17 protein-coding genes are annotated in these 17,607 nt (G+C 33.8%); 13 read left to right on the plus strand and 4 right to left on the minus strand.

What is annotated here, in order from left to right:
• Positions 1–212: 212 nt before the first annotated feature.
• Entirely contained in the window at positions 213–383 is a 171-nt protein-coding gene (locus tag NLF99_RS06245; RefSeq protein WP_254527214.1) for a hypothetical protein, read from the plus strand.
• Between the two features lie 70 nt (positions 384–453).
• Here NLF99_RS06245 and NLF99_RS06250 read toward each other — a convergent pair whose 3' ends face one another.
• Positions 454–1,347 carry an OmpA family protein gene (locus NLF99_RS06250; RefSeq protein WP_254527215.1) on the minus strand — a complete coding sequence of 298 codons (894 nt, stop codon included), beginning with the start codon at positions 1,345–1,347 and terminating at the stop codon, positions 454–456.
• A gap of 702 nt (positions 1,348–2,049) precedes the next feature.
• Here NLF99_RS06250 and NLF99_RS06255 point away from each other — a divergent pair.
• The 6 genes from NLF99_RS06255 to NLF99_RS06280 are packed head-to-tail and all read left to right on the plus strand — an operon-like array spanning position 2,050 to position 7,910.
• Positions 2,050–2,820 (plus strand): hypothetical protein, encoded by a 771-nt coding sequence (locus tag NLF99_RS06255; protein WP_185242068.1) that lies wholly within the window; start codon positions 2,050–2,052, stop codon positions 2,818–2,820.
• Entirely contained in the window at positions 2,810–4,012 is a 1,203-nt protein-coding gene (locus NLF99_RS06260) for a nucleotidyltransferase (RefSeq protein WP_254527216.1), read from the plus strand. Before NLF99_RS06255 ends, NLF99_RS06260 begins: the two co-directional genes overlap by 11 nt.
• On the plus strand, positions 3,981–4,415 hold the full coding sequence (locus NLF99_RS06265) for a hypothetical protein (RefSeq protein WP_254527217.1): 435 nt from the start codon (positions 3,981–3,983) through the stop codon (positions 4,413–4,415). Before NLF99_RS06260 ends, NLF99_RS06265 begins: the two co-directional genes overlap by 32 nt.
• A 60-nt stretch (positions 4,416–4,475) precedes the next feature.
• Positions 4,476–5,072: a restriction endonuclease subunit S gene (locus NLF99_RS06270; protein ID WP_254527218.1), complete on the plus strand. Its 597-nt coding sequence runs from the start codon at positions 4,476–4,478 to the stop codon at positions 5,070–5,072.
• Positions 5,062–6,591, plus strand: coding sequence for a type I restriction-modification system subunit M (locus tag NLF99_RS06275; RefSeq protein ID WP_254527219.1), 1,530 nt, complete (start codon positions 5,062–5,064; stop codon positions 6,589–6,591). Before NLF99_RS06270 ends, NLF99_RS06275 begins: the two co-directional genes overlap by 11 nt.
• A 47-nt stretch (positions 6,592–6,638) precedes the next feature.
• A complete protein-coding gene (locus tag NLF99_RS06280) occupies positions 6,639–7,910 on the plus strand; it encodes a restriction endonuclease subunit S (protein ID WP_254527220.1) in 1,272 nt (423 codons plus the stop codon).
• Here the strand turns inward: NLF99_RS06280 and NLF99_RS06285 are convergent.
• Positions 7,903–8,457: a hypothetical protein gene (locus tag NLF99_RS06285; RefSeq protein ID WP_024566505.1), complete on the minus strand. Its 555-nt coding sequence runs from the start codon at positions 8,455–8,457 to the stop codon at positions 7,903–7,905. The genes NLF99_RS06280 and NLF99_RS06285 overlap by 8 nt on opposite strands.
• Before the next feature lie 105 nt (positions 8,458–8,562).
• Here NLF99_RS06285 and NLF99_RS06290 point away from each other — a divergent pair, with 105 nt between their 5' ends.
• The 5 genes from NLF99_RS06290 to NLF99_RS06310 all read left to right on the plus strand — a co-directional run bounded on the left by NLF99_RS06290 (position 8,563) and on the right by NLF99_RS06310 (position 14,927).
• Positions 8,563–9,456 (plus strand): Fic family protein, encoded by an 894-nt coding sequence (locus tag NLF99_RS06290; RefSeq protein ID WP_254527221.1) that lies wholly within the window; start codon positions 8,563–8,565, stop codon positions 9,454–9,456.
• Between the two features lie 90 nt (positions 9,457–9,546).
• Positions 9,547–10,122: a restriction endonuclease subunit S gene (locus NLF99_RS06295; RefSeq protein ID WP_302328365.1), complete on the plus strand. Its 576-nt coding sequence runs from the start codon at positions 9,547–9,549 to the stop codon at positions 10,120–10,122.
• Between the two features lie 276 nt (positions 10,123–10,398).
• Positions 10,399–11,004 (plus strand): site-specific integrase, encoded by a 606-nt coding sequence (locus NLF99_RS06300; protein ID WP_302910816.1) that lies wholly within the window; start codon positions 10,399–10,401, stop codon positions 11,002–11,004.
• 75 nt (positions 11,005–11,079) lie between these two features.
• Entirely contained in the window at positions 11,080–14,235 is a 3,156-nt protein-coding gene (locus NLF99_RS06305) for a type I restriction endonuclease subunit R (protein ID WP_254527223.1), read from the plus strand.
• A complete protein-coding gene (locus NLF99_RS06310; protein WP_254527224.1) occupies positions 14,235–14,927 on the plus strand; it encodes a M48 family metallopeptidase in 693 nt (230 codons plus the stop codon). Before NLF99_RS06305 ends, NLF99_RS06310 begins: the two co-directional genes overlap by 1 nt.
• A gap of 79 nt (positions 14,928–15,006) precedes the next feature.
• Here the strand turns inward: NLF99_RS06310 and mobB are convergent, their stop codons facing one another.
• Positions 15,007–16,266, minus strand: coding sequence for a conjugal transfer protein MobB (mobB, locus tag NLF99_RS06315; RefSeq protein WP_254527225.1), 1,260 nt, complete (start codon positions 16,264–16,266; stop codon positions 15,007–15,009).
• 4 nt (positions 16,267–16,270) lie between these two features.
• A complete protein-coding gene (mobA, locus tag NLF99_RS06320; protein ID WP_254527226.1) occupies positions 16,271–16,705 on the minus strand; it encodes a conjugal transfer protein MobA in 435 nt (144 codons plus the stop codon).
• A 546-nt stretch (positions 16,706–17,251) separates the two neighbouring features.
• Between mobA and NLF99_RS06325 the strand changes: the two genes are divergently transcribed.
• Positions 17,252–17,596 (plus strand): hypothetical protein, encoded by a 345-nt coding sequence (locus tag NLF99_RS06325; RefSeq protein ID WP_254527227.1) that lies wholly within the window; start codon positions 17,252–17,254, stop codon positions 17,594–17,596.
• Positions 17,597–17,607 lie beyond the last annotated feature (11 nt).

The raw sequence follows: 17,607 nt of genomic DNA on the forward strand, positions 1-17,607 counted from the left end.
TATGCCTATTATTTTCCCTGCGCCAGTCATGTTGAGGCACGAAACATCTCGGAACTATAGATAATAAGAATCTAAATAAAGATTACATTGGCGTACAGGTCCTGGACCTTCGGTCCAGAATGACAGGACATTTTGGTGGAGAACCGTACAGATTCCTCACTGATCGTTCAGAATAAGAGTAAACAAAAAACACTTCCCTAATCCCTTTATTCGTGACTCATATCCAAATCTTGGTCTATCCTCTAATCCTTTCCATCCTGGTTCAAATCCAGATCTTGGTCCATCCTCTCATCCATTCCATCCTGGTTCAAATCCAGATCTTGGTCCATCCTCTCATCCTTTCCATCCTGGTTCAAACAAAAAAAGACACAAGAAAGTTCTAATTTCTTGTGTCTATTGTCTTATGTCTAAATACCAAAAGGGAGTCTTCTACGACTCCCTTATTGGTTTTTATTAAAATGATGTTGTATCAACCGGAACTTCTGAATTTTCGGTTTCAGGAGCTTTATCGATCAACTCCATAAACTGATCCAGTTTAGGGGTAATGATAATCTGTGTTCTACGGTTTTTAGATTTACCATCTGCGCTGGCGTTGCTGGCGACAGGGTTATATTCACCACGTCCACCGGCTGTCAAACGCTTAGGATCAACTCCATAGGTGTTCTGCAATGCTTGAACGACTGATGAGGCTCTCAATGTACTTAAATCCCAGTTGTTGCGGATATTAGGCTTTGAGATCGGATCCGTATCGGTATTACCTTCGATCAGCACATCGTAATCTTTGTAATCTTGGATGATCTTGGCAATTTTCGACAAGGTCTCTCCTGCACGGTCTGAAATCTCATAACTACCTGACCTATATAACATATTATCAGACAATGAAATATAAACCACACCTTTTAATACTTGAACATCCACATCGTTCATTTCTTCACGACTTAATGAACGTGTCAAGTTGTTTGTCAACACCATATTAAGTGAATCACTTTTTTGTTTGGTGTTTACTAAGTGCTGAATGTATTTATTGGAAGCATTGATTTCATCGACCAATTTGGAAATATTGACATTTCCTTGGGTATTTTGGTTGATACTGTTATCCAATGTTCCCTGAAGTTTAGCTAAGGCCTCTCTTAAGCCCGCATTGTTCTTGCGTTCTTGCTCAAGTTGTTCCTCCAAGCTCTTCACTCTGGTTTTACTTTCTGCAAGGTCTAACTGACTCTGATTATATTTATCACCCAGTTCCTTATATTGAGCTTCCAAAGCTCGGTGAGTCTTCTTGCTTACACCACATGAAGTAATAAACAAGGCTGACATCAACAGTAATGGTACGCTAATTCTTTTAATCATAACGCTTGATTTTGTTTGTATTCTTATAATGTTACGCTACTGTTAAGCAAAAGGGATGCCTTTTATGCAAAATTAGCATTCCGCCAAAACAGATTTTCTAAATAATCCCCTGTTTTACCCCTATAAGCAGCGAATATTTAAAAATATTTTATTTTAAAGTTTTCAGGAAAAAGCTGTATCGATTGAATACTAAGCTTTTATAAAGATTATCAAAAAAGTCAGGTAACGATTTGGTAACGGTGCTTATTGCTTTGTTTTTCAATACATTTCCGTTCGCTCGTAGCAAATATACATATTTTTCAGAAATCCGTCCCAATCAACTATATTTTCTTAAAATATCAATACATATTAAACCAAATAGACATCTTAAAGATGTCTATTTTTATTTTGTAATTCTTGTACTTGTATTTTTTATTTGTGAATTCAAAATATTTTCATTATCTTTGTACAAGAATTACTAAAACAAAAAAAACCAAATTCTACTGCACATAGATTTGGTTTTAAGATATTTTTGATGTTTGACTTGTAAAATCCCGTATTGCGCTTAACAATACATCTCCTGAGGCTAGTCACCTCATTATGGGTTAGAGTATTATAGTCTGTTTCGTTTAGCAAAACTATGTATTAATATGTATATACACAAGTTTTCATTGGTTATAATGCTCTATTAAGCAATTTTTATAAATATTTAAATCTAAGCTAATGGCAGCAAACACAGTTTTAGCAGCTTTAGGTATGGCTGCTGGTAAGGTTATCATAAAAAAAGCAACAGAATCGTTGCTAGATAACAAAAATCAAATTTATACCTATTTACAGTCCAATTTTACAAAGATAAAAAATGAGGATGTTCGATTTTCTATCAGTTATTTAATCAGAATTAAAATTCCTGGTACTTCTAAATTTTTGTTAGTTCGTGGTCACCGTATTAAAGACCAACTACAACCTGTAGGTGGTGTTTACAAAAAAATTAACGGTTTTTCAGAATTTGAAAAATGGGGATATAAGGAAGATTGCGGAGCGAAGGGAATCAAATCGGATGAAATTAGCAAAGACGATTTACGTTTTCGAGTGAAAGGTGAACATGCTTTAGATGTTATTAAATGGTTTGAATCCAGAAAAAACCGTGAAACAACCTATGACCGTGAATTCAACGAAGAGCTTATTGAAGACCATGGATTTGATAAAGATATTTTTTACTCCAAATCATTCAGAGAGGTGCAAAAAACGATGAAAGTATTTGGTTACAGTACTTTTCATCAATGTTATGAAGTTTTGATTTATGACATTGTTGAGTTTCTTCCAACTCCGGAACAAGAAGTAGAACTGAAGAGACTTTTAAAAAATCCTCGCAAATTAGGCAGTGATTTCATGGTAGTAGACATCAGCGAAATCGAAAGATTGTTAGTAATTGAAAATGAAGAACAAATTGCTAAAATTGGAGAACACACAAAATACTTAATCAATGAGAAATAATTATACAAAATACAAAGAAGAAGAATTTAAAAAGGAAGAATTACTTGCTATTGCAGCGGCTAATTTAGAATTAGATGACACCAGAAAAGAACAGATGATTTCTGCTTATAAAGCAGTGAATGATGTTTTTGATAAAGATGAAGAATTTTTTAAAGATTACACAGTTAATGTGTATGCACAAGGTTCTTTGTTAATAGGAACAACTATTAAGCCATTACCAGGTAAAGAATTTGATTTAGATATTGTTTTAAAATTAGATGATTCTTATTTAAATCATACACCCAAAGAAATTTATGACGAAGTTTTCCGTGTTTTAGATAATCATGGAACCTATTCACCACTTCTTCAGAAGAAAAACCGTTGCATTAGAATCAACTATAATAGCGATTTTCACATGGATATTCTATCTGGATGTAAAATCACTTCAGACAGCACAAGATTGATGATACCAAATGATAAAACCTTAATGGATTGGTCTCGCACAGATCCAAAGGGGTATGATGCTTGGTTTAAAAATATTTCTGAAAAGCATAAATCTCAATTTATGCTTACAGAACGATTTGTGATGCTTACAGAAGCAAAAGTAGAAACTGAGGATTTGCCAAAAGATGTATATGTTAAATCTCCATTGCAAAGAACGGTGCAAATTATAAAACGTTACCGTGATTTGTATTATGAAAATAAAGATTTAGCTAAAACACCTGCTATTTCAAGTATTGTATTAACAACTTTACTGGCTCAGAGCTATAATGAAGAGTTATCAATTCAAGCAGCACTTAAAAATGCGATGGCAAAAATGAAACATTTAGCTGACGATTATAAGTATAAAGGAATTCGATTTCAGGTTTATAACCCAATAGATTTATATCCAGATAAGGAGAAGCGTGAGAATTTCACTGATTCTTGGACTGATAAGCATTACGAAAGTTATGTGGGATTTGTAACAGATTTAGAGAGAAAGGTCAGTACGTTTTTATCCAACTCTACCAATGAGCAGAATTACAAAGATTTATTTGGAAACGGATATTACAAACAAAACATCCAAACTTTGGTTAAGTTGGAAGAAAGTTTTAAAGGGAATCCTCAATTAGCCGCATTGCTTTCTGGAACAGCTTACACAGACTCAAGTGGTCAAATTAATACCTCATCAGGTGTAAAAAATGGAAGTCATGGATTTTATGCTGAATCCTAAAGAGCGTGCTAAAAAATACTGGATGGGATTTTTGTATAAAACGATGATTGAATGTGAAAAAGAATTCAAATGGTTATCTTTTGAGGTTAAAGGGAAATTACTTGAAGGAAAGGGCACATTGGAATTGAATAACAGAAAATATCATTTGAAATTGCTATGTTCTCCATTTTTCCCCAATAGATTTGAAAGAGTAATGGTAGAAACTAAAAATCTTATAAAATGTGCGGATACACATTTTAACGGTGATGGTTCACTTTGTTTGTATCATCCAGTTTTTGATTTAAAAGGTAGACCTTATCTTGATTTAGTAGAAGTCATTCCGTGGATATCTGAATGGATATATTATTATGACAAGTATTTGGAATATAAAGTTTGGTTAGGTCCCGAATATCCTCATAATTGATGTTAATTTGCAAGTTCTCTGTTCTTTTACAGAACGGAGAGCTTGTTTAAAAATAAAGAAATGAACAAAAAGTTTAAATTATCAGATATTGTTAATATAAGGTCGGGAATGGTGGTTCCTAAAACCGTTAACAATGATGAAAAGCAACTGACCGATGCCTATGTTAGAATGGTTGGAACTTCTGATTATGATGATGACGGGAATTTAAGAAAGGATCTTGAAGCTAACGTTTTGATAAAGCCGGCTATCGAAAAAAATTTTTTACAATATAACGAGGTTTTGTTCAATGCCAAAGGAAGACGCTTTTTTGCCACCTTATTCCGCAATGAATATTCATTTACTATTGCCAGTGCTTCTTTTCTGGTTTTAACTATTCAGAATGATCTTATTCTGCCTGAATTCTTGGTTTGGTATCTGAATCATCCTGAAACATTAAAAGTATTTGCTTCTAAAATGACGACCCAAAATATTCCCTCGGTCACAAAACAAGAATTAGGAGACTTGGAAATTATTATTCCTAATTTAGACACACAAAAGCAGATTATAAAATTAGATTTCTTAAAAAAAGAACAAGTTGTTATTCAAAAGGAGTTAATCACTCTTAAAGAAAATTTAATCAATACAGTAACTTATAAAAAACTACAAAATGAGTACTAAAGTAAGTCAAAAAGATATAAACAATACCGTATGGAAAGCTTGTGACACATTTCGTGGTACAATCGACCCTTCTCAATATAAAGATTACATACTCACCATGTTATTTCTAAAGTATGTAACCGATGTGTACAATGAGAAAAAAGAAGAATATGCCAAAAAATATGAAGGAAACGAAGAGCGTGTAAAAAGAGCATTGGAGCGAGAGCGTTTTATAGTCCCTGAAGAATCAAGCTTTTATTTTTTATATGAAAACCGTAACAATCCAAAGATTGGGGAAATGATCAATCATGCTTTAGCGGAATTGGAGGAAGCAAACAGAGAAAAATTAGGCGGTCACGATGGATCTAATATTTTTAGAAATATTGATTTTAACAGTTCTAATTTGGGAGATGCAAAAGGCAAAATAACCAGATTACGTAATCTATTGAACGATTTTTATTCTTTAAACCTTTCTTCTTCTCATTTAGAGAATAACGATGTCATTGGAGGAGCCTATGAATTTTTGATTGCTAATTTCGCATCTGATTCAGGGAAAAAAGCAGGAGAATTCTTTACTCCAGCGGAGGTTTCTACATTATTGGCTAAGTTAACCAAATCTAAACCAGGTTCACGTATTTATGATCCTACTTGTGGTTCAGGCTCTCTTTTAATCAAAGCAGGACGCCAGGTGGGTGATAATAACTTTTCGCTATATGGTCAAGAAGCAAATGGTAGTACTTGGGCATTGGCTGTAATGAATATGTATCTGCATGGCTATGATAGTGCTGTGATACGTTGGGGAGATACGTTGAGAAATCCAAAGCACAAGGAAGGAGATGCTTTAATGTTATTCGATACGGTAGTAGCCAATCCTCCTTTTTCATTGGACAAATGGGGAGCCGATGATTTGGCAAGCGACTCTTACAATCGTTTCTGGAGAGGTTTGCCACCAAAATCTAAAGGAGATTGGGCTTTTATTTCACATATGATAGAATCATTGAATAATACTGGTAAAGCAGGTGTAGTTGTACCACATGGTGTATTATTCAGAGGAGCTGCTGAAGGAAAAATCAGAACTAAGACCATTGAAGAAGATTTGATTGAAGCAGTGATAGGCTTACCTTCCAATTTGTTTTTTGGCACAAGTATTCCGGCTGCTATTCTTATTTTCAACAAGCAAAAAGTAAACAAAGAGAAAGTACTGTTTATTGATGCCAGCAAAGATTTTGTACCGGGGAAAAATCAAAACTCCTTAGGGGAAAAACACATTCAGCATATTACAGATATTTTTACGCAGTTTCATGATCAGGCAATGGAAACAGGAATTGTTGAAGAAAGATTCGCTTATATAGCCAGTTTTGAAGAAGTAAAGGAGAATGATTTCAACCTCAACATTCCTCGTTATGTTGATACTTTTGAACCAGAACCCGAAATCGACATTCAGGCAGTGATGCAGGAAATCAAATCTTTGGAAGCAAAACGAGATGAGTTGGATAAGGAAATCGGTGGATACTTGAAAGAGCTGGGTATTGATTTTTAATTTTTTAAATCCTTAATGTTTTTACTAACGAAAATTGAGTCATCGAGATGGAAAATAAAAAATTAAAAGTAGGTAACGTTCCCCATTTGAGATTTCCGGGGTTTGAAGGGGAATGGGAAACGAAGAAGTTGGGGGAGATTATGGATTTCAAAGTAACCAACTCATTTTCTCGTGATAACCTAAATTATGAAAATGGATTTGTGAAAAATATCCATTATGGTGATATTCACACTAAATATCAAACATTGTTTGATATTGCTAATGAAGTTACTCCATATATAAATAATGAAATAAACATCCACAGAATTTCAGAAGAAAATTATTGTCAAGAGGGAGATGTCATTTTTGCAGATGCTTCCGAAGATTTAAAAGATGTAGGAAAAAGTATTGAAGTTATCAATCTAAATGGAGAAAAACTTCTGTCTGGTTTGCATACTTTGTTAGCAAGACCTCAAAAGAACATTTTTTATTTAGGTTTTAATGGTTATTTATTCAAGTCTAATTCAGTACGAACTCAAATACAGAAAGAGTCACAGGGGACAAAGGTTTTAAGTATTAGTACAGGACGTATTTCAAAAATAAAATTGTCATTCCCAAATCTCAAAGAACAGCAAAAAATCGCCTCATTCTTTTCTCTAATAGATCAAAGGATTGCAACCCAAAACAAAATAATTGAGGAACTGAAGTTATTAAAGAATACGCTTAGTAAGAAGTTATTCTCTGGTCAATTGAAGTTTAAAGATGAGTTCGGAAATAATTTTCCTGAGTGGGAGTCGAAAGAATTATCAGAAGTTATGTCTGTTCCAGAAAAAATAAAATCAAGAAATATTGACAAAAGTAGATTACTTACTGTAAAACTTCATTTAAAAGGTGTTTCTCAAAATGATAATACAAATACTTTATCATTAGGTGCAACAAATTATTTCATTAGAAAGAAAGGGCAATTTATTTACGGAAAGCAAAATCTGTTTAACGGAGCTTTTGGTATAATTCCTGATGAATTTGATGGATTTTTATCTTCTGGAGACGTACCTGCTTTGGATATTAACCATTCAAAAATTAACACTGCATATCTTCTATATTTTTTAGGGAGAGCAGATTTTTACAAAAGATTAGAAGATTTGGCAACAGGTTCTGGAAGTAAACGGATACATGAGACTACATTATTAGGAGTCAAAATAGATTTTCCGACAATTGAAGAGCAACATAAAATAGCTAACTTCTTATTATCTATCGATGGAAAAATTGAAATTGAAACCAATATTTTACAGAAGTTAGAGAGACAAAAGACATACTTTTTAGCCAATTTGTTTATATAAATAAATTGGCTAAAAGATATTGTTTCTGCTTAATTAATAGCATATGAAATTCAAATTCAGTTTTTATTTTATCGTCAATACTTGATAGAAAATCTGCAACATATGTTTGTTGAATATAATTTGGCAATTGTATTTCCATAGGTTCAATTTCGGAGATGTAATGTCTTTTGTGTTCATTTGAGGATAGATTTAAAAATGACAAATACTCAAATACAAACTTTAGGTTCACATTTGGTTTAGCTGTCAAAATTTTAATTGCTGATGATTTTACTTTGAATAGAAAATCCACAAACTTTATATCCATTGTAAAATCATCGAAAATGATAGATTGTCCTTTGTCATAAATACCAAATTCTTCATCGGTATATCCTAATACAAAAGATTTATTTGCAGTTAGAACTGGAATTAACGAAATATCAGATGAATAATCTGTATTTGTTACCAAATATTTAGTTGGCTGTTCATAGTTTAAAGTATCCTTAACTTGAACCAAATCATTTTTTTGATTAAGAATTTGTTCATATAGCTGATAGCGAATCGTATTCACATAGGAAATTAAATCCTTAATTATGCCGTTATCGGCAAAAATTAAGAAATATATAGTTGTAATTTATTGTATATTTGCCGATAACGGCATCTATAATCAAAAGCTATGAATTATATTTCAGTAAGTGAGTTTGCAAAAAAATGGAATGTTCCAGAACGAACCGTCCGGAATTATTGTGCTACAGGAAGAATTAAAGGAGCTTTTTTAACAGGTAAAACATGGAATATTCCCGATGATGCGATATTACCTGAGAAAGCAAATAAGAAGAAATTTAGTGATAATCAATTACTCAATCATCTCAAAGAACAAAAAGAAATGAAGCTCAAAGGTGGTATTTATCACCGTACGCAAATCGATCTGACTTATAATTCAAACCGGATAGAAGGAAGCAAGTTGACTCATGATCAAACCCGATATATTTTTGAAACAAATACTATCGGAGCTTCTAAAGAAAGCGTTAATGTAGATGACATCATAGAAACAACCAACCACTTTCGATGTATTGATTTAATCATTGATAAGGCAAAATCTAAATTATCAGAATCATTTATAAAGGAATTACATTATCTACTGAAGTCAGGAACATCTGATAGTCGAAAAGACTGGTTTAATGTTGGCGAATACAAAAAACTTCCTAACGAAGTAGGTGGCAATGAAACTTGTTCACCTAAAGAGGTGACGACAAAAATGAAAGATTTACTTTCTGGTTACCACAGTATTGAACAGAAAACTTTTGAAGATATTATAGACTTTCACTACCAGTTTGAAATCATTCACCCTTTTCAGGACGGAAACGGGCGTGTTGGTCGGTTAATCATGTTTAAAGAATGCCTTGCTAATAATATTGTGCCCTTCATTATCGATGAAGATATTAAACTGTTCTACTATAGAGGTTTACAGGAGTGGATTAATATAAGAGAATATTTGTTAGATACTTGTCTTACAGCTCAGGATAATTACAAAGCTATTCTTCAATATTTTGAAATAGAGTTTGATTAGATTTGAGATATTATTTCCCATAGTAAAGGGCTAAGGGAAAAGCTATTTTCTCAAGAGACCAGATTCAGAGAATTTAAGGATGAATGGAAACTGAAGAGGTTAAGAGAGATAGGAGAAACTTTTAATGGTCTTTCAGGAAAAACTAAAGACAATTTTGGAATAGGTAAACCATATATTCAGTACAAGCAAATTTTTGATTCGTCCAAAATTCAAATAGGAAATTGTGGACTTGTAGAAATTTTAGAAACTGAAAATCAGAATAATGTGCAATATGGAGATGTGTTTTTTACTATATCCTCTGAAACACCTAATGAGATTGGAATGTCTTCAGTCTTATTAGATGAAGTTAGCGAAATGTACCTAAATAGTTTTTGTTTTGGGTATAGACCTTTATCATCTCAGATTCTTAACCCACTTTTTTCAAGTTATTTATTCAGAAGCTCTACCTTTAGAAATGAAATAGTTAAGTTAGCGCAAGGAAGTACTCGGTATAATATGTCTAAAATTGAATTAATGAAATTGACTATCTTATTACCTTGCTTGGAAGAACAAATTTTTATTGCTAAACTTCTTTATTCCATTGAATTAAAAATAGAAACCGAGAAAAAAATTTTGGAGGAATACCGTTCTCAAAAACAATATTTGTTACAGAACCTGTTTATATAAACAGGTTCTGTAACAAATGCTTTTTCTGTAATTCATATTTTTGTAATAAGATTTTTTGAATGTTTATTTTCTCATCAATTGATGATAGTAATTGTTCTATATTACGCTGTTCATCAAATGATGGGCAAAAAAATAATGATTCTCCATAATCTTTGAAATAAATATGAGGAATACCAGACCCAACTTTATATTTTTCAAAGGTGAAGAATTTTAGACTGTAAAAAATATACTTTAGATTCGTACCTGATTTTGCAATAAAATAATTTAAAGTTCCATATTGAAGTATTAAGCCGGGCAGATCAGAAAAAAATAATGAACTATATACAAGAACATTTTACATTCAGAAACTTAGGTGTTTATATCTGTTTGAGTGAAGGTATGCGTATTGGAGAAGTGTGTGCCTTAACCTGGGAGGATATAGACACCGATAATGGAGTTATCAGTGTTAATCGCACAATTCAGCGTATTTATGTGATCGAAGAAGGAAACCGTAGAACGGAACTCATTTTAGATACGCCAAAAACTAAAAACTCTATTCGGGAAATTCCAATCAGTAAAGATTTATTGAAGATATTGAAACCATTTAAAAAAATCGTTAATCCATCATTTTTTGTTCTGACAAACGATGTTAAACCTACAGAACCTCGAACATACCGCAGTTATTATAAAAACTTAATGAAAGAACTCAATATGCCGGAACTAAAATTTCATGGTCTAAGGCATAGCTTCGCCACAAGATGTATCGAAAGTAATTGTGATTACAAAACTGTGAGTGTACTCTTAGGGCATTCCAACATCAGTACCACTTTAAATCTCTATGTTCATCCTAATATGGAGCAAAAGAAGAAAGCAATTGAGCAAATGTTTAAGGCATTAAGGTAGTTGTGAGGGGATAATTATGAGTTATGATAGTCATTTTTATTACATTTGTAGATATATCGTAACTCATAATCTCTAATGGCTTTTACCGAAGATAATATATCACAAATTCCGGCACTCAAACTACTTATTAATTTGGGGTATAGTTACTTATCTTCCAGCGAAGCCTTACAACTTCGAGAGAATAGAGAAAGTAACGTGATCTTAACTGATATCCTCCGAGAGCGTTTGATGTATATTAATGATATTAAAATCGGAAGCAAAAAAACGAAGTTTGAACCAGCAAATATTGAAAAAGCTATCCAGAAAATTCAGGATATACCGCTTTCTGAGGGATTGGTTCAAGCTTGTAATCAAATCTATAATTTGTTGGTATTTGGACATGCTTTAGAACAATCTATTGATGGTGACAAAAAAAGTCATACCATTCAATATATTGATTGGGAAAATCCTGCTAACAATTATTACCACGTATCGGAAGAATTTTCGGTATTACGTACAGGACGAAAAGATACGTACCGACCTGATATTGTTTTATTTGTCAATGGTATTCCATTAGCTGTTATAGAGTGTAAAAGTCCAACAATTAAAGAACCAATAAAACAGGCAATTTCCCAGCATATCAGGAACCAACAAGAAAATGGTATTCAAAGTTTGTATGTGTATAGTCAGGTATTATTAGCAACGTCTCTGTTAGAAACTAAATATGCCACTACAAACACGAAAGAAGAGTTTTGGGCGATCTGGAAAGAAAAGGAAACACAGTTTGTTGACAGTTTAGATAGATTAGTAAATACCGCTTTATCAAAGGATATAGAAAGAAAACTTTTCTCAAATCCAGATATTAGAACTAAATCAGACCATATTGCATACCAAGAAAAGTATCAACAATACGTAGCACCTACCCAACAGGATATTTTTATCCAAGGTTTGTTAAGTCCTGAGCGTTTATTAACTATTGTTAAGGACTTTATTCTGTTTGAAGCTGGTGTTGTCAAAAAAATTGCCCGCTTTCAGCAGTTCTTTTCCATCAACAAAATCATTGAACGGATAAAACCTGTTCGTAACGGTAAAAGAAAAGGAGGGGTTATCTGGCATACACAAGGTAGCGGAAAATCTTTGACAATGGCAATGCTGGCTCGTAAAATTCAAGACACAATAAATAATCCTCAGATTATTTTAGTAACAGATAGAATTGATTTAGACGGACAGATCACAAAAACATTACAAAAAGTAGAAGTCGATGTCATCAATGCCGCATCTGGTAAACAGTTAGTGAGCTTACTGAAAGGTAATGGGGATTTTGTAATTACCACTATTATTAACAAGTTTGATGCAGCAGTCAAAAGTTTACCAGATAATCAATTAACCAGTCACAATATTTTTGTATTAATTGATGAAGCACACCGAACACAGCATGGTATTTTTAATGTGAATATGGAAAAAGTATTACCTAATGCTTGCTTTATCGTGTTTACAGGAACGCCGTTGATGAAAAAACAAAAGAACACTGCGAATAAATTTGGAGGTATAATAGATACTTACCCCATCTCAGAAGCAGTTGAAGATGGTGCTATTATTCCTATTTTATATGAAGGAAGATTGGCTGTACAGGATGTAAACCGAAAAGTGCTTGATAAAAGTGTGGATATGGTGATGGAAGATCTTGAAGAATATCAACGTGCCGATCTGAAAAAGAAAATGAGCCGGGCAGGGTTGATTACCAAAACGGAACAAAACATTGATCAAATTGCTTTTGATATCAGCAAACATTTTCAGTCAAACTGGGGAAAAGATAAAACTGGAATACATTCAGGTTTCAGAGGAATGGTGGTTTGTCCAGACAAATTAACTGCCGTTAAATACAAGAAAGCATTTGACCTGATCGGGAAAGTAAAAACGGAAGTGGTAATGTCGGCTCCCGATACAAGAGAAAATAATGAAGACGTACACAGCTCTGAATCACCCGAAGTCACTCAATATTATGAGTTATTAAAAACAAAATACGGTCAGCGGATAGATGAAGATATCATACAACAATACGAAAAAGGTGAAAATATTGAATTACTGATTGTTATTGATAAGCTTCTTACCGGGTTTGATGTACCTCAGACGATTGTGATGTATTTATGCCGTAAGTTACGGGAACATACATTGCTTCAGGCAATTGCCAGAGTAAACAGAGTTTTTCCAGGCAAGGATTATGGATACATTATTGATTATGCAGGTATAATGGAAGAGCTTCAGGAAGCTTTGGAGAATTATTCTGGGGATGATAATTCTTTTGATCCAAAAGATCTGGCAGGTTCTTTAACGGATATTTCTGAAGAAATAAATAAATTACCTCGTGCTCATACTGATTTGTTAAATATTTTCAAAACCATTAGCAATAAGCAAAATATCGATGAATATATAGTCTTCTTATCTGACCAGTCTATAAGAGATGATTTCTATAATAAATTTAATGTTTTTGCCAGAATACTAAAGGTAGCATTGTCTTCTATTGACTTTCATAACCAAACACCAGAGCAAGAAATTAAGCAATATAAAGACGATCTTAAAAAATTTGCAGGTATTCGTGTAGCAGCAAATTCGATCTATCTGGATAAAATCAGTTTTACACAATACGAAAAGCAATTGCAAAAATTGCTGGATCAGCACGTCATTACAGAAGAAATCATCCGTTTAGTGGAACCTCTGAATATTCTAGATACGGAAGCCTTTGCTGAAGAAGTTGAAAAACTCGTAGGGCCAAGAGCTAAAGCTGAAAAGATTGCAGCTGCAACTTCAAAATATTTATCGATCAATATTGATGCTAATCCTGCGTTATTCAAAAAACTATCTGAACTAATCAGCGAAACTATTGCAGAAATGCGTGCGAATCGTCTGTCTGAAATTGAAGCATTAAGAAGGTTGACCGACTATAAAGAACAAGCTGCAAAAGGTTTTTCTGATGATATTCCAGATGATATTAAAGAAAAAACTAGAAATATTGCTGTTTTTCAACTGCTAAAGCAAGAAAGTTATTTAATCGATAAAGAAGTAGAAATTACAAAAATGTTTGATGAAATTGTTACAAAATTTGAAGTTGTAGATTGGCATAAACGCACTGACATTATCAATAAAATCGAATTAGATTTTGGAGATTATTTAATGGATGTCTTTGATGTTTCTATGGCTAAGGCAGATGAATTAACAAAAAAATTAATTGATATTGCCATCGCAAACAGATAATGAAAGAAAGCATTCAATACGGAAAACAAAAGATAGAATTTGAATTACAATACTCTAATCGCAAAACGATTGGTATTAAAATATTGCCAGACACTTCTGTCTTTGTTGTAGCTCCATTAGAAATATCGTTGGGAAAAATTAAAGAATCACTTTTAAAAAAAGCCCACTGGATATGCAAACAACAGTCTTATTTCTTGAATTTTGATGCAACAGAAATTTCCTATGAAATAAAATCGGGGTATTCTATTTTATATTTAGGAAGGCAGTATAAATTAGTTGTTGAAAAATCTGAGAAGGAAGAAGTCACCTACAAAGGAAATCTGTTTTTAATTACAGTAAAAAATAAGGAAAAAGCACAGATGTTTTTCGATGAGTGGTTAAAACAAAGAGCATACAGTAAAATAAGCGAAATAGCAAAACCTATCATTAAAAAATTTTCAGAACGCTTCAAGGCTCCGAATGACATTTATTTTCAGGATATGCCCACCCGATGGGGAAGTTGTACTATTAAAAATAAACTTATCTTCAATCCTAAATTAATTCACACTCCTAAAAGGTGTATTGAGTATGTCATTATGCATGAATTGTGTCATACGGTTCATAAACACCATAATCAGGATTTTTTTGATTTACTCACTTTGATGATGCCTGATTGGGAGAAAAGAAAGGAAAAATTAAATTCATTTGCCTGATTGCAAAGATTCTACCTACTGTTGTTTATTCATAATATGAATAACAAACCTTACTTTACAGAAAGATGAAGGAGCAATATTAGATTCGCCTATTCTTCTTTCTCTTCATTTGTTTAGCAAACTGTTCCTCCTCGTAATCTTCACCCTGTGCATCGGGTAGCAAGTTGAACAATCCCAAATCGGAATTAGCTGAATGCTCCTGAGAGATAAACTCAAAAAGGTCTTTCGTTGGTTGGTGGTCTATCGTGTTGGTATTGGAAACAGGGCTATCCTGTATCTTCAATTCGGGTTTATTTCCGTTGTTCCACCAATCGTTGAATACGTTTGCCGACAAGTTTCTGTCTAATTGTGAGCCGTTCCAAACGCTACGGTTTTCGTGGTCAATAAAGGTCATACCGTAAATTCGTCCTTCACTATTACGTCTCACAACCGTATTAATACCCTCCTCAGTCAATTGCTTTTTAAATTCACTTTCGTTGTTTGTGGTGTGTATAGCCAATTCAACGGTATTCTTTAGGACAGACCTTGCAGGGTTAGTTTTCATTTTCTCTTTGGAGTGCTCAAAATGTTTTTGAAGTTGTGCAACGCCTGCATCTTTTCCGAATAGCGATGCTTTGAATGGATTGCTTACCTTTTCTCCCTTGTCGTTCAAAGCGAAATATACTAATCCGTGTACAGGTTCTCCGTTGCGTTCGCCCTTTATTTCCTCTGCCGTGATATTAAAAAACGAAAGTAAAGCGTTGTATGTTCCAAGACTTGTGTACTGATAATATTTCGGCAAATGCCGTACTACCGAAGCAATCTGACTTTTAATGTCGCCTTTCTGCTGTTCCACTTTTTTGAAAATCTTATCGGTTTGTTTCTGCTCTTGCTCGGTGGCTTTTTGCAGGTTGTATTTCGTTTCCAAATCCCGACAAATAGCCATTGAGCGTGGATGGTCGTAAGCATCAGGAATTTTCTTACCGTCAATGTCTACACAGGTTGAAACAATGTGTATATGTGTTCGGTCAATATCCGTATGCTTGAAAACAATATAAGGTTGATTACCATACCCCATACGTTCCATATACTCCTGTGCCATTTCCGTAAACTGCTCATCGCTGACCTTATCCGCAGGATCTGGGTTCAGCGAAATATGGCGTACCGTCTTTTCCGTTTTGATGTTTGCCGATAAATACGGCTCAAAGCATTTTTTAAAATAGGCTACGGAATACTTGCCGTCAACTGTGTCAGGTATCTTGTTCAAGAGCAGAACCGCTCCGTTTTCTTTATATACTTTCTGTTGATTGTACAAAATCGCTCCATACATATTGCTTCCCTTTCCAATTTTTGCAATCATAACTTTAATCTTTTTTCAGATGTTTTTCTTCAAATTCTTGTGTCAAACGGATAACTTCTTTAGTAACTTGTACCAATTCTATCGTTTCTTTTTCCAATTTAAAAAGGTATGTTCCTGCTTTTTTCTCCGAAAAATTGCGGTACAATATCTTCACAATCTGATTGTAATTTGTTCCGATTGCTCGGAACTGGCTAAAAAATCGGGTCAACTTTTCGTGATATTCTATTGCATTCATATCAATCTTTACGGTCTTTACGGTCTTCTGAAAGATGCAGGCAGTAATAAAATGGGCGATTACTTTCATATCTGATTGGTCAAAGAGGGCAAGAAATTTGGCATTGTCCTCTGCGTTCAGGTTGATGGAATACCGATTTACCGCAGGGTCAATCTTTGGTTTTCGTCCTGTTTTCCTAATCTGTTTTCTGTTTTTCTCTTCCATAATAATCCATTTTAATTTTTAAACAAACGAGCAACTTCGGAGCCGTTTCCAGCCCCCTGCAAGGGCAAGGGCTCTTGAGGTGCGGAAATTTATTTCGAGGACCTCAAGAGATAACTTGCTCTGAACAGGAGTTCAGAAAAATCCGTTTTGCAAACGGATTGGAGTTAGCCGAAAAAAGCAGTCGCTTCCATTACAAAGTTCGATAAGACTATTTGAATAACAACAACTTACAATCACGCCAAACAAAGCCAATAAACGCCAAATAGTACCACCTTTATGGGGATTGAAATTGCTTTTATTTCCTTTGTATCTGGTTAACTGGCTGATTGGTTATGCCCATAATTAAATAACTGAACAGCAAAAATCCCGACAGCAAATCTGCGTGATTGAATTCAGACGAATTACAGATTTTTGAGTTAATGAACTAGCAGTTAAGTGTATGCAGGTGCATAGGTAGATAGGTTGTTACATAGGTGCAATCGTACATACAACTGACTGCTTAGCTAGCCAAACAGCTAATTGGATATAATATTAAAATTTAGAGATATGATACACGAAGAAAACAAAAATCAGCAAACCAAAAAAGAGGATTTTTCTATTGAAAATTTCCTAACTGATGAAAAGAAACAATCTTTGATGAAACAACAAGGAATAACACATCGGGGAGACTTTGCAAAACCCGAAGTTGATGAGGAAGCTATTATGCGTATAATGGTAGGAGAAGAACTCGAGGAAATAGCAAAAGAAACGGAACAAACTAAACCGTCAGCGAACAGTACGAAAAAAAGTACCTCCAAGCCAAAGAAGCTGACCAAAGAGGATTACTGTGGACAGTTCTTTAAAATTCCGAACAGTACTGCAAGTAGGGGTAAATCGGTCTATGTACGGTAGGAACACCACGA

Origin of the sequence: Sphingobacterium sp. LZ11T8 (assembly GCF_024261425.1) — a bacterium.
Classification (GTDB): Bacteria; Bacteroidota; Bacteroidia; order Sphingobacteriales; family Sphingobacteriaceae; genus Sphingobacterium.